Raw genomic sequence first — 13,592 nt, 5'->3', positions numbered from 1 at the left:
CGTCCAGAGCGGCGGCGGTTTCCTCCAGCGAGGCGGCCTGCTGCTCGGTGCGGCGCGACAGGTCGTCGGAGGCGGAGGCGATCTCATCGGAGCTGGCGCGCAGGCCGTCCGTGGAGCCGACGATCTGGCTCATGGCCGAGCGCAGGCTGTCGACCGCGGCGTTGAAGTCTTCCTTGATCGGCAGGAACCGGCCTTCGAAGTTCTCGGTGATCCGGGCGGTCAGGTCGCCGGTCGCCAGACGCTTCAGATAGCCGGCCAGCGAGCAGACCATGGCGCTCTGTTCGGCTTCGGCCTTGCGGCGCGTCTCGTTCTCGATGCGCTCGAGCTCGACTTRGGTGATGTCGATGGCGAACTTGATCACCTTGCAGGGCTTGCCGGCGGCGTCGAAGATCGGGTTGTAGTTCCCCTGGATCCAGACGTCCTTGCCACTCTTGCCCACGCGATGGAACTTGTCGGAGAAGAACTCGCCCCGCGCCAGGCTGGCCCAGAAGGCTTTGTATTCTGCGCTGCGGCCATAGGCGGGGTCGACGAACATGCCGTGGTGGCGGCCGACGATCTCGTCCAGCGAATAGCCCACGGTGGCGAGAAAGTTCTTGTTGGCGGTGATGATCGTGCCGTCGAGCTGGAACTCGATCATCGCCTGCGAGCGGTCGATCGCGGCGACGGTCGCCTCAAGGTCCGCGAGGCGTTGAGCCGCCTTCGGGTCAGGACGTTTGGGCGAAAAAAGCGACATCGATGAACTCCCCCGCAGGGAGTCGCACCAAGGACTCCACTGCACGTCAAGCGTGCGTCGGCAGGGTTGAAGACGCGTTAACGCTAATGCCCAAAACCACCCGTTTTACTGCGGCCGTTTGGCGCAACTCAATCTTCGGGTGGAGGAGCGCCCGAGCCGCGGACCGGGAAATTTGGCGACAAGCGTTTGTTTTTCCGAACCTTTGTCGAGTTCTCGACATTCGCCTCCGTGATCACCTCGTCGGAGTCGAACGGTCGGCGGACAAGTTAACGGTGGTCAGATGCGTGGGTGGGCGCGATCAGTCGATGCTCGCCGATTCCTGCCCGCGTTCCTTGAGGCGCACGACGCCCTTGGGCGGCACGCGGTCGGGGCGAGACAGATCGACGATCAGCGGGACGATGGTGTCGGGCGCCGGCACGGTCTGCGGATCCTCGCCCGGGAAGGCCCCGGACCGCATGCGGGTGCGCATGGCGCCGGGATCGACGCAGACGGCGCGCACCGTGGTGTTCTCCATCTCGTCGTCATAGCAGCCGACGATGGCCTCGAGCCCGGCCTTGGAGGCCGCGTAGCCGCCCCAGAAGGCCCGATGGCTCTTGGCCAGGCTGCTGGTCAGGAAGATGGCCCGTCCGGCCTCCGCGCCGCGCAGCAGCGGGTCCATGGCCCGGATCAGCCGCCAGTTGGCCGTCAGGTTGGTGGCCATGATCATGTCCCAGCCCTTGGGGTCCAGGTGGCCGACAGGCGTCAGGGCGCCCAGCACGCCGGCGGCCCCGACCAGGATGTCCAGCTTGCCGTAGCGCTCGTGCAGGGCCGAGGCGAGATGATCCAGGCCGTCGGCCTCGCGCAGGTCCAGAGGAACCAGGGTGGCGTGCTCACGGGTCGCGGCGAAGATCACGTCGTCCAGGGCCTCCAGGGCGCCCTGAGTGCGTCCCACGGCGACGACATGGGCGCCGGCCTGGGCCAGGCCCAGGGCGATGGCCTCGCCGATGCCGCGGGTGGCGCCGGTGACGAGGGCGATGCGGCCGGCCAGCGGCTTTTCGGAGTCGGAAGTCATGGGCGGGTTCTTAGTGGCTAAGCCAGGTGATGGGAACCGCGATCAGGCCTCGTCCGCCGGCCGCGCGCCGTAGCGTTGGGCGATCACCAAACAGGCCATCAGCTGGATCTGGTGGAACAGCATCAGCGGCAGGACCAGGATGCCCGCCGTGGCGCCGGGGAACAGGATGCCGGCCATCGGCACGCCGGTCGCCAGGCTCTTCTTGGAGCCGCAGAACACGATGGCCACCTCGTCGGGCTTGGAGAAGCCCAGGGCCCGCGCGCCGAACACGGTGGCGGCCATCACGACGGCCAGCAGGACCACGCAGGCGAGCAGCAGCACGCCCAGCTCCGGGATCGAGACGATCTTCCAGATGCCGCCGACCACGGCGGCGCTGAAGGCTGAATAGACGACCAGCAGGATCGAGCCGCGATCGACCTGGCCCACCAGAGCCTTGTGCTTCTCGATCCAGCCCTTGATCCAGGGCCGCGCGAGCTGGCCGGCCACGAAGGGGACCAGCAGCTGAAGGACGATCGACTTGATCGAGTCCCAGCCGCCTACGTCGCCATGGGCATGCATCAGCAGGCCCACCAGCACCGGCGTCAGGAAGATGCCCAGCAGGTTCGAGGCCGAGGCCGCGCAAACGGCGGCGGCGACATTGCCGCGGCCGATCGAGGTGAAGGCGATCGACGACTGCACGGTCGAGGGCAGGCAGCACAGGAACAGCATGCCGCTGGACAGGGTGGGCGACAGCAGGCCCGACTTGCTGATCGCCAGCCCCAGCACCGGGAACAGCACGAAGGTGAAGGCCAGGATCGTCAGGTGCAGGCGCCAGTGGGTCAGGCCCGCGACCACGGCCTCGCGCGACAGCTTGGCGCCGTGCAGAAAGAACAGCAGGGCGATGGCGATCTTGACCACCCAGCCGACGATCGTCGCCGCCTCGCCGCGCACCGGCAGGATCGAGGCCAGCACGACCATGCCGAACAGGGCGACGATGTAGCCGTCGATCTTCAGCTTGGCGAGGAGGGTGGAAACGGGGTTGGCCAAGGGCGCCTCTCAATACGTCATCCCCCGACTTGTTCGGGGAACCCAAGCCGAGCTGCCTGGAAATCTGGGTTAGCGCAGCTTTGGTCCCCCGAACAAGTCGGGGGATGACGCAGGCGGACGATGGACGGGGAGCGAGATCTAGGCGCTGAGCAGCGACAGCTGCTTCTCGGCCTGGTCGTTGCGGCCCTCGGCGATCTCGCGATCGGTCAGGCGTGTGGGGTAGTCGCCGGTGAAGTAGTGATCGGTGAACTGCGGGCGGGCCGGGTCGCGAGGACCGGCTTCCAGGGCCTGGTAGAGGCCGTCCACCGACAGGAAGCCCAGGCTGTCGACTTCCAGGAACCTGGCCATCTCCTCAAGCGACTTGTTGGCCGCCAGCAGTTGGTCGCGCTCGGGCATGTCGATGCCGTAGAAGTCGGGCCACTTGATCGGCGGGCTGGCCGAACGGAGGTGAACCTCCTTGGCGCCGGCCTCGCGGACCATGCGGACGATCTTCAGCGAGGTGGTGCCGCGCACGATCGAGTCGTCGATCAGGATCACGCGCTTGCCTTCCAGCACGGCGCGGTTGGGGCTGTGCTTCATGCGCACGCCCAGTTCGCGAACGCCCTGGGTCGGCTGGATGAAGGTGCGGCCCACATAGTGGTTGCGGATGATGCCCAGGTCGAAGGGGAGGCCGCTCTGCTGGGCGAAGCCGATGGCGGCGGGCACGCCGCTGTCGGGAACCGGCACCACGACATCGGCCTCGACGCCGGTTTCGATGGCCAGGCGCTGGCCCATGCGCTTGCGCACGTCATAGACCGAGCGGCCRTTCACGACGCTGTCGGGTCGGGCGAAATAGACGTATTCGAACACGCAGGGACGGGCGGCGACGGTCTGGAACGGCTTGAGCGACTTCACGCCGGTCTCGGAGATCACCACCATCTCGCCGTGCTCGACGTCGCGCACGAAGCGGGCGCCGATCATGTCGAGCGCGCAGGTCTCGGAGGCCAGGACGGGCTGGCCGTCCAGGTCGCCCAGCACCAGCGGGCGAATGCCCAGCGGGTCGCGCAGGCCGATCATCTTCTTGTTGGTGATGGCCACGATCGCGTAGCCGCCTTCGATCTGGCCGACGGCGTCGATGAAGCGGTCGACGATGCGGGCCTTCCGCGAGCGGGCGATCAAGTGGAGGATCACCTCGGAGTCCGAGGTCGACTGGAAGATCGCGCCTTCCTGGACCAGGCGCTCGCGCAGGGTGAGGAAGTTGGTCAGGTTGCCGTTGTGGGCGATGGCCACGCCGCCGGTCTCAAGATCGGCGAACATCGGCTGGACGTTGCGGATGCCGGCGCCCCCGGCCGTGGAGTAGCGGGTGTGGCCGATGGCCATGCCGCCCGGCAGGCGCTGGACCAGGTCGTTGCCGGTGAAGGCGTCGCCCACGTGGCCCATGTGGCGTTCGGTGTGGAAGCGCTGGCCGTCGAAGGCGGCGATGCCGCAGGCTTCCTGGCCGCGATGCTGAAGGGCGTGCAGGCCCAGGGCGGTGACGGCGGCGGCGTCGCGAACGCCATAGACGCCGAAGACCCCGCATTCGAGGCGCAGGGTGTCGTCCTCGGGATCACGCCACGGCGCGGAGGAGAAGCGGTCGGTCGACTGGCCGAAGGACGTCATCGCGATTTCTCCACCAGATCGTCGACGGAGCGACGCTGGTCCTTATCATAACCCGGTTCGCCTGACTTGCGGCGGGACGGTTTGTCGCTGGCGCCGTCGTGGACGGCGTCCTCAATGGCGGGGGCCAGCTTGCCGGCCAGGCCAGCGCCCTTGGGGGCGAACACCTTCAGGACGCGGCCGGCGGCGTTCGACAGGGGGTACAGCGCCGACTTCGACATCCAGCTGGGGACGCGGTCGGGCGGGGTGGCCATGTGGAACACCAGGCTGAACACGCCCAGCACCACCAAGCCGCGCAGCAGGCCGAACGCCAGGCCCATCAGGCGGTCCAGCGTGCCCAGAGCGCCGTCGGCGTGCAGCGTCTTGGTGATCTGGGCGCCCAGCAGGCGCAGGACCACGAAGATGATGACGAAGGTGACCAGGATGGCGGCGGCCGTCGCCGCCCAGTCGGGATCCATCAAGCCGCGAAACAGCGGACCGGTGATGCGCAGGGCCAGCAGGGAGAGCAGGGCGGCGACGATGAACGACAGAGCCGAGGTCAGCTCGCGCGACGCGCCGCGGGCGAAGCCGACCAGGGCCGAAACCAGCAGGATCAGGCCGAAGATGATGTCGAAAGGCGTCACGTCAGCTGGCCCCAGATCTCGTCGCCAATGCGGCGCACCGCGTCGGCCAGTCTGGCCACGCCCGCCACCGGCAGGGCTCCGCCGCCTTCGGGCAGACCCGACAACGGTCCCAGAGCTCGACCAAAGCCGAGTTTCGCGGCCTCTTTCAAACGTGTCTCCATACGGCTCACGGGCCGCACTTCACCGGACAGGCTGACCTCGCCGAAGACGACGCAGTCCTGCGGCAGGGCGATGTCCAGGGCCGAAGAGGCCAAGGCCGCCGCCGCCGCCAAGTCCGCCGCCGGCTCGGTGATCCGCAGGCCGCCAGCGACGTTCAGATAGACGTCCTTGTTGCCAAAACCAAGGCCGCAGCGCGATTCAAGCACAGCCAACACCATCGCCAGGCGTCCGGAATCCCATCCGACCACGGCGCGCCTGGGCGTTCCGTACGCGGAGGGCGCGACCAGGGCCTGGAACTCCACCAGGACGGGCCGCGATCCCTCGATGCCGGCGAACACCGCCGCGCCCGCCGCCCGCTCGCCGCCCTCGTTGAGGAACAGGGCCGAGGGGTTCTTCACTTCGCGCAGGCCTGAGTCGCCCATCTCGAACACGCCGATCTCGTCGGTGGCCCCGAAACGGTTCTTGGCGCCGCGCAGGATGCGGAACGGATAGCCGCGCTCGCCTTCGAAGCTGAGCACGGCGTCGACCAGGTGTTCGACCACGCGGGGACCGGCGATCTGGCCGTCCTTGGTGACGTGGCCGACCAGCAGGATGGCCACGCCCTTCTTCTTGGCCAGGCGCACCAGTTCCTGGGCGCAGGCGCGCACCTGGGTGAYCGTGCCGGGACCGGCCTCGTGGGCGTCGCTCCACATGGTCTGGATCGAATCGATGACGACGAGGTCGAAGTTGTCGCGCTTCAGGCCGTCGAGGATGTCGCGCAGGCTGCTTTCGGCGGCCAGTTTCACGGGGGCCTGGGCGAACCCCATGCGCTCGGCGCGGCCCCGGATCTGAGCCACCGCCTCTTCGCCCGAGATATAGGCGCAGTTTACGCCCTTCAGACTGGCCTTGGCCACCACTTCCAGCAGCAGGGTCGACTTGCCCACGCCCGGGTCTCCGCCGATCAGGATGGCCGAGCCGGGCACCACGCCGCCGCCGCRCACCCGGTCGAACTCGTCGACGCCGGTGATGATGCGGGGCGGGGCGGGGGTGTCGCTTTCGAGGCCGGTGAACTGCAGGCCGCGCGTGCGGCTGGCCTTGGTGGCCGACAGGGCGCCGGGCGCACGGACGCCGGTCTCCTCGACCAGGCTGTTCCAGCTCTGGCAGGCCGAGCACTGCCCCGACCACTTGGTCGTGACCGCGCCGCAGGACTGGCAGGCGTAGACGGCGCCGTCACGGGCCATGGATGCTCCTGATTCGAGAGTGGCTGGAGCGTACAGTGGCGGCCGGGTGCGCCAAAGGCGGACGTGGGAATGCGCGGGCCTTAAGCGCCTTTGACGATCCGCCGGGCGCGCGGCGCGATGCGGGTCAGTAGCTCGTAGGCCGTCGTGCCCGCCGCGGCCGCCGCGTCGTCGACGGGCAGGTCCGGGCCGATGATCTGCATCATCGCGCCGGGGCGGGCGGCGTCGCAGTCGGTGATGTCGACAGCGATCAGGTCCATCGACACCCGACCCAGCATCGGCCGCAGGGCGCCGTCGAACCACACCGCTCCGCGCGGATGGGCGGCGCGCGGCACGCCGTCGGCGTAGCCGGCCGCCAGGATGGCGATGCGGGTGGTCTCCCGGGCGACGAAGGCCGCGCCGTAGCCGATGCTTTCGCCGCGCGGCACGACCCGGGCCTGGAGGATCGGCGCCTCAAGCGTCGCCACCGCCTTGATCCTGGTATCCGGCACGTCGCGCGGACCGCCGCCATAGAGGCTGATCCCGGGCCGGCATTGGTCGAAGCGGAAGGACTCGTCCAGAAAGATCCCGCCGGAATTAGCGAGACTGCGTCGAGCGTTGGGAAAGAGCGCGGCGGCTTCCGTGAAACGGCTGAGCTGGCGGGCGTTCAGCGCGTGATCGGGTTCGCTGGCGCAGGCCAGGTGGCTGATCACCAGGGTGACGTTCAGGAACTTCAGCCGGTCCATCGCGCCGGTCAGCACCACGGCTTCCTCGGGGCGCAGGCCGAGACGGTTCATGCCGGTGTCGATGTGCAGGGCGGCGTCCAAGGTGCGGCCGCGGGCGTGGCTGTTCCAGGCCTCGATCTGCGGCAGGCTGTTGAGCACCGGCGTCAGGCCGGCCGCCTCGATGGCCGGGGCGGAGCCGGGCGTGACGCCGTCCAGCAGGTAGATGGTGGCGGCGCGATCGCCCAGGGACCGCCGCAGGGCCACGCCTTCGGACAGGCGGGCCACGTAGAAGCCGCGCGCGCCTTCCTCCCACAGGCGTCCGGCCACGAGGTCGGCGCCCAGGCCATAGCCGTCGGCCTTCACGGCGGGCGCGATCTCGACCCCGCCGGCGGCGGCCTTGAGCACGGCGTGGTTGGACGCCAGGGCGTCGAGGTCGAGGGTGAGGCGGCTGGCTTCGGTCACGAGGCGGGACGTAGCCGAGCGGGCCGCGCAAGGCCAGTGGAGATCGGATGCAGCCTCAGTGCCGGGCCAGGAACTGGACGGCCAGGTTCTCGACGCCGCTGGCGACGATCTGCACGCCGATGCACATCAACAGGAAGGCCATCAGCCGCGACAGCACTCGTGCGCCCGAGACGCCCAGGAAGGCCAGCACCCGGTCCGAGGCGCGGTAGAGCAGCCAGACCAGCACCGCGATCACCCCGACGGCCACGCCGGCGCCGGTGAAGAACGGGATCGCCGAGGCGCCGCCGGCCGGCCGCTGGGACGACAGGGCGATGGCCACGGAGATCGCGCCGGGTCCGGTGGTGAACGGCATGGTCAAGGGGAAGAAGGCGATGTCCTCGGCGCGGCTGAGGACCGGCGCGTCGTCGCCCGTCTTGTGCTCGGCGTGGACCTCAGGCGACATCAGCAGCGCCCAGGCGCGGATCGCCACCACCAGCCCGCCGGCCACCCGAAGGGCGCCCAGGCTGACGCCGAAGAAGTTCAGGATATAGCCGCCCAGCAGCAGCGAGCCGAGCAGGATGCCGAAGGCGTACATCGCGATCGTCGGAGCCAGCCGTCGGCGGGTCTCGGGCGGATGATCGGCCAGAAGCTGGTGAAAGATCAGGGCCGAGCCGACCGGGTTGACGATCGAGAACAGCGCCGGAAACGCCAGCAGGAACGCGCCGACCACGGACGACACCGGCAGGGGATTGAACTCCATCGGGCGACCTTGAAGCTAAGCGGGCGTGAACTCGGGATGACGGCCACCCTGGCCCAGCCCGTCCCTCCACGTCAAATCAGGAGGCCTATTCGTCGCCGCCCGAGCTGTGCTGGTGGAAGTAGTGGTCGCGGGCCAGGTTGCCGAAGCGGGTGGTGTCGCTGTTGAACGACAGGCGCACCGTGCCGATGGGGCCGTGACGCTGCTTGGCGATGATCACCTCGGCCAGGCCTTGCAGGCGGTCCAGGTCCTCCTGCCACTGGAGGTGCTCGGGCGTGCCTTCGCGGGGTTCGGAGCGGCCGACATAGTAGCTTTCGCGATAGACGAACCAGACCATGTCGGCGTCCTGCTCGATCGACCCCGATTCACGAAGGTCGGACAGCTGGGGACGCTTGTCCTCGCGCTGTTCGACCTGGCGCGACAGCTGCGACAGAGCGATGACGGGACAGCCCAGCTCCTTGGCCAGGGCCTTGAGGCCCATGGTGATCTGCGAGACTTCCTGCACCCGGTTGGCGTTGAAGCCCAGGTCCGAGCCGGTGACCAGCTGCAGATAGTCGACGACGACCAGGTCCAGGCCGACCTGGCGCTTCAGGCGGCGGGCCCGGGCGGTCAGCTTGGCGATGGAGATGCCGCCGGTGGCGTCGATGTAGAGAGGCGCTTCCTGCAGCTCGATGGCCGCGTCGCGCACCCGGCCGAACTCGGACGCGTCGATCTCGCCCTTGCGGAGCTTGTCGCCCGACACGCCCGAGGCGTCGGCCAGCATACGCAGGGCCAGCTGTTCGGCGCTCATTTCCAGCGAGTAGAAGGCCACGACGCCGCCGCTGACGGTCTTCTTGCTGCCGTCGGGCTGGGGCTCCCAGGCGTACTTCCTGGCGACGTTGAAGGCGATGTTGGTGGCCAGGGCCGTCTTGCCCATCGAAGGACGACCGGCCAACACGATCAGGTCGGACGGGTGCAGGCCGCCGATCTTGGTGTCGAGGTCGATCAGGTCGGTGGCGACGCCCGACATGCCCCCATCGCGCTGGAAGGCCTCGGCGGTCATCTCGACGGCGCCGCGCAGGGCCTCGCCGAAGCTCACGAAGCCCGACGACGCCACGCCGCTTTCGGCCAGGGTGTAGAGTTGCTGTTCGGCCGCCTCGATCTGGTCGCGGGCCGGCAGCTTGACGTCGTCCTTGCTCACCCCGCCGTGGGCGGTGGAGGCGATCTCGCCGCCGATGCGGATCAGATCGCGGCGCAGGGCCAGATCGAAGACGGCGCGCGCGTAGTCGCCGACATTGGCGGCGGGCGGAGCACGGTCCACGAGGTCGGCCAGGTAGCGCAGGCCGCCCAGCTCCTCGAAGGCCGGATCGTGCTTGAACTCGTCGGCCAGCAGGATCGGCTCGGCCAACTGACCCTTGCGGATATGGGTCTCGATCGCCTGGAACAGCCGCGCGTGGAAGGGCTCGTAGAAGTGGCGGCCCTGCAGGCTGTCGGTCAGGCGTTCATAGGCCGCGTTGTCGTAAAGCAGCACGCCCAGCAGCGCTTGCTCGGCCTCCAGGTTGTGAGGCGCGACGGAGACGACGATATCGCCCTGAGACGGCGGGCGGAGGTCTAAAGCTGGGACGAGGGACATCGGCATAAGTTAACGCGAACGATTGTTGGGAGCGACGGGGACTCACCCAGATGAACGGGGATGTTTCGTGTATGTTCTGAAGCCATTTCGATGCAAGAAAAAGGGCGCGACGATCGCTCGCCGCGCCCCTTTCCCCTTAGTTCAAGCCGCTCAGGGGCTTACCAGCTGTAGCTCAAGCGGGTGTAGAGGAAGCGCCCATTGAAGCCATAGGGCGAGAAGTTGCTGAACGGCCCCGCGCCGCTGGTGTTGAGATTGGGCGGGATCTGGTTGGTGTACTGGTCGAACAGATTGTCGGCGCCGGCCGACACCGTCAGGCCGATCGGGAAGGTGTAGCGGGCTTCGGCGTCGATGACGCCGCTGACGCCGGTGCGCCAGTCGGTGCTGCCGTCATTGGCCGTGCCGGGCGACAGGACGTCGCCGTAGAAGGTCGAGCGCAGGGTCGCGCCCCACTGATCCTTGCTCCAGTCGCCTTGCAGGGTGACCTTCTCGCGCGGCGTGCCCTTTTCGAAACGCAGCGTGGCCTGACGGGCGAACAGCGACTGCGGCGTGGCCAGGGTCGTGGTGACCGGGGTTTTTTCGACCGAGAAGTCGTTCAGGTTCGCGGCGAGCGTCAGGTCGAAGACGCCTGCCTGCTCGTCATTGATCCTGTAGCGCGCCACCACGTCGACGCCCCGGGTCGAGGTGTCGACGCCGTTGATGAAGATCCGCGCGGCGGTCGTGCCGTAGGGGGCCAGCAGAGCGCCGATCTGGGCGGCGTTAGGGTTGGAAGCGCCCGGCGCGTTGGAGAACAGCTCCGACAGCACGATGCGGTCGTCGACGTCGATCTGATAGCCGTCGATCGTCAGTTCGAAGGCGCCTTTGCGATAGACCGCGCCCAGCGAGTAGTTGGTCGATTCCTCGGCCTTCAGCGGCTTGCCGCCCAGGGCCAGTCCGACGGGGCTGATCGACGGATAGGTGCCGGACTCGAACGGCACCAGGATGGTGCCGCCGCCCGGCTGGGCCTGGGCCACATAGGTGATCGAGGTGGCCGTGTAGTACTGCTGCTGCAGGCTCGGAGCGCGGAAGCCGGTCGAGACACCGCCGCGCAGGGCGAAGGACGGGCTGAAGTCGTAGCGGGCCGTGAACTTGCCCGTCGTGCTGGAGCCGAAGTCCGAATAGTCCTCGTAGCGGCCGGCGACGCCGACGGTCAGTCCCTCGGTCACCTTGCCTTCCAGGTCGAGATAGACGCCCACGGCATGGCGATCCACGTCGACGGCGTTGCTGGGCGCGAAGCCGGTGAAGCCGCGCGATCCGAAGGCGAGGGTCGGGGCCGCCGTGCCGCGCGCGTAGGACGCCACTTCGCCGGCGTTGATCTCGAAGCCTTCGCGGCGCGCCTCCAGGCCGAAAGCGACGTTCAGCGGGCCGGCCAAGCCGACCTCGACTTCGCGGCTGGCGTCCAGGCCGAAGGTCAGTTGGTCATAGGTCAGGCCGCCGGCCTTGAAGCTGGTGGGCGAGGTGGGGCCGTACGAGGGGTTCAGGGTGTTCTCGACGCCGAAGTCGATATCGTTCCTGCCGTAGACCAGGTTGGTGTCGATCTTGAACCCGCCCAGTTCGCCGCGCAGGCCGCCGGCTGCGGTGACATCCTCGGTGTCGGTGGTCAGCAACGGCAGGTAGCCGTTGGGGTAGACCGACGGGATATTCTGGCTGGCGTCGCCCGGCAGACGGAAGCTGGCGGCCGAATTGGCGTCGCGCTGCTGATAGCCGTACCAGCCATAGGCTTCCCAACCGGCGGCGAGGGGCTTGGCGGCGTTCAGATAGACCGAAACGTCCTCGATCTTGGGATCGCCGGTGCGGCCGGTGATCCGCGTGGGGGAGACGCGAGGGTCATTGTCGGCGCGATTGGTCGGATCCAGGTCGCGGTATTGGGCCGAAACCGTCAGGAAGCCGTCGCTGCCGAGTTTGAAACCCTGCCAGGCGGCCACCGTGGCGGCCGCGCCGTCGCTGATGTTGTGCTTGCCGCCATAGAAGCCGTTGAAGCTGGTGACGTACTGGCCATAGGTCGCCGTCACGCCGCCGCCGTGGTCGGCTTCGCGAAGGCGCAGGTTGACGACGCCGGCGATGGCGTCCGAGCCGTACTGGGCCGAAGCCCCGTCGCGCAGCACTTCGATACGGTCGATGGCGCTGCTGGGAATGGCGTTCAGATCGACGGCGGCCGAACCGCGACCGACCGAGCCGTTGACATTGATCAGGGCCGAGGTGTGGCGGCGGGCGCCGTTGACCAGCACCAGGGTCTGGTCGGGACCCATGCCGCGCAGGACGATCGGGCGGATGGCGTCGGTGCCGTCGGTGTTGGACGGGCGGGGGAAGTTGATGGACGGCACGGTGGCGGCCAGGGCCGTCGAGATGTCGGTCGCGCCGCGCTGTTGCAGATTCTTGGCGGTCACGACATCGACGGGCGCCAGGGTGTCGAGGCGCGAGCGGCCTGTGGTGCGCGTGCCGGTGACGACGACCTGCTCGACGGCGTTGGCGTCATCGGCGGGCGTCGTGTCCTGGGCGTGAGCCGCCCCGGCGACAGCGACCAGCGACGTGGCGGTCAGCAGAAAACTTTTGAAACGCATTTGCGAAATCCCCTCGCATGGCTCCCGGGGCGCTTGACGCCTTTTGTTCCGGAAGCGGAGGAGCCCGTCTCCCCCTTGGGAAAGGATGGGGATGCGTGCGTTCGCTCACAAGCTGAGCAATTCTGTGGAATGACGCAGAAAAAAACGGCGCGGATTGCTCCGCGCCGTTCTTCTTGCAGTTCAATGCGCTACGAGGCGGTTAGGACTCGTAGTGGTCGCCTTCGAACGAACCGGCGCCGCCGGCCGCCATGTCCGAAGCCGCTTCGGCCTCGGCCGCGCGATCTTCTTCGAACTGAGCGGCGACGACGTTTTCGCCGCGCGCTTGGCGATCGGCTTCGTCTTGGCTGCGCGCGATGTTGAGCGTGACCGTGACGGTCACTTCAGCGTGCAGCTTCACCTTCACTTCGTGAACGCCGAGCGTCTTGATCGGCTTGTCGAGGACGATCATCGAGCGATCGACCTTGCCGCCTTCGGCCTTGATGGCGTCGGCGACATCGCGACCCGCGACCGAACCGTACAGCTGGCCGCTTTCGCCGGCTTGACGGATCATCACGTACTGCTTGCCGTCCAGGCCTTCGCCCGACTTGCCCGCAGCTTCGCGGTTCTTGACGTTGCGGGCTTCGATTTCAGCGCGCTGAACTTCGAAGCTCTTCATGTTGGCCGAGTTGGCGCGCAGGGCCTTGTGACGCGGCAGCAGGAAGTTACGGGCGAAGCCGTCCTTCACCGTGACCACGTCGCCGAGGACGCCGGTGCCTTCGACGCGTTCGAGCAGAATGACTTTCATCGTGGTGTCTCCCTTACTTCACGACGTAGGGGAGCAGAGCCAGGAAGCGGGCGCGCTTGATGGCCTTGGCCAGTTCGCGTTGCTTCTTGGCCGACACCGCGGTGATGCGCGACGGCACGATCTTGCCGCGTTCGGAGACGTAACGCTGCAGCAGCTTCACGTCCTTGTAGTCGATCTTCGGCGCGTTGGCGCCCGAGAACGGGCAAACCTTGCGGCGACGGAAGAACGGGCGGCGGGCGCCGCCAGCACCGGC

At 68.0% G+C, this 13,592-nt stretch carries 12 protein-coding genes; all 12 read right to left on the bottom strand.

What is annotated here, in order from left to right; translation table 11 throughout:
* A partial coding sequence (locus AC1DZ6_RS06625; protein ID WP_477096405.1) for a PAS domain-containing protein occupies positions 1-733 on the bottom strand: 733 nt, incomplete at its 3' end.
* A 298-nt stretch (positions 734-1,031) separates the two neighbouring features.
* A complete protein-coding gene (locus tag AC1DZ6_RS06620; protein WP_477096404.1) occupies positions 1,032-1,784 on the bottom strand; it encodes an SDR family NAD(P)-dependent oxidoreductase in 753 nt (250 codons plus the stop codon).
* Between the two features lie 42 nt (positions 1,785-1,826).
* Positions 1,827-2,810, bottom strand: a complete 984-nt coding sequence (locus AC1DZ6_RS06615; RefSeq protein ID WP_477096403.1) for a bile acid:sodium symporter family protein — start codon at positions 2,808-2,810, stop codon at positions 1,827-1,829.
* A 138-nt stretch (positions 2,811-2,948) separates the two neighbouring features.
* Positions 2,949-4,448, bottom strand: coding sequence for an amidophosphoribosyltransferase (gene purF, locus AC1DZ6_RS06610; RefSeq protein WP_477096402.1), 1,500 nt, complete (start codon positions 4,446-4,448; stop codon positions 2,949-2,951).
* Positions 4,445-5,068: a CvpA family protein gene (locus AC1DZ6_RS06605; protein WP_477096401.1), complete on the bottom strand. Its 624-nt coding sequence runs from the start codon at positions 5,066-5,068 to the stop codon at positions 4,445-4,447. The genes purF and AC1DZ6_RS06605 overlap by 4 nt, the downstream gene beginning before the upstream one ends.
* Positions 5,065-6,447: a DNA repair protein RadA gene (gene radA / locus AC1DZ6_RS06600; RefSeq protein WP_477096400.1), complete on the bottom strand. Its 1,383-nt coding sequence runs from the start codon at positions 6,445-6,447 to the stop codon at positions 5,065-5,067. Before radA ends, AC1DZ6_RS06605 begins: the two co-directional genes overlap by 4 nt.
* An 80-nt stretch (positions 6,448-6,527) precedes the next feature.
* Entirely contained in the window at positions 6,528-7,610 is a 1,083-nt protein-coding gene (alr, locus tag AC1DZ6_RS06595) for an alanine racemase (RefSeq protein WP_477096399.1), read from the bottom strand.
* 55 nt (positions 7,611-7,665) lie between these two features.
* A complete protein-coding gene (locus AC1DZ6_RS06590; RefSeq protein ID WP_477096398.1) occupies positions 7,666-8,349 on the bottom strand; it encodes a MarC family protein in 684 nt (227 codons plus the stop codon).
* An 85-nt stretch (positions 8,350-8,434) separates the two neighbouring features.
* Positions 8,435-9,964, bottom strand: a complete 1,530-nt coding sequence (locus AC1DZ6_RS06585) for a replicative DNA helicase (protein WP_477096397.1) — start codon at positions 9,962-9,964, stop codon at positions 8,435-8,437.
* A 152-nt stretch (positions 9,965-10,116) separates the two neighbouring features.
* On the bottom strand, positions 10,117-12,555 hold the full coding sequence (locus AC1DZ6_RS06580) for a TonB-dependent receptor plug domain-containing protein (RefSeq protein WP_477096396.1): 2,439 nt from the start codon (positions 12,553-12,555) through the stop codon (positions 10,117-10,119).
* Positions 12,556-12,754: 199 nt separating this feature from the next.
* Positions 12,755-13,339 carry a 50S ribosomal protein L9 gene (gene rplI, locus AC1DZ6_RS06575; RefSeq protein WP_477096395.1) on the bottom strand — a complete coding sequence of 195 codons (585 nt, stop codon included), beginning with the start codon at positions 13,337-13,339 and terminating at the stop codon, positions 12,755-12,757.
* Positions 13,340-13,352: 13 nt separating this feature from the next.
* Positions 13,353-13,592, bottom strand: a 240-nt coding sequence (rpsR, locus tag AC1DZ6_RS06570; RefSeq protein ID WP_477096394.1) for a 30S ribosomal protein S18, incomplete at its 5' end; no start/stop codon positions are given.

Source organism: Caulobacter sp. P1_B12_2, assembly GCF_056406675.1.
The sequence above is the reverse complement of the archived record's forward strand: the minus strand, read 5'-3'. Positions and strand labels throughout refer to the sequence as shown.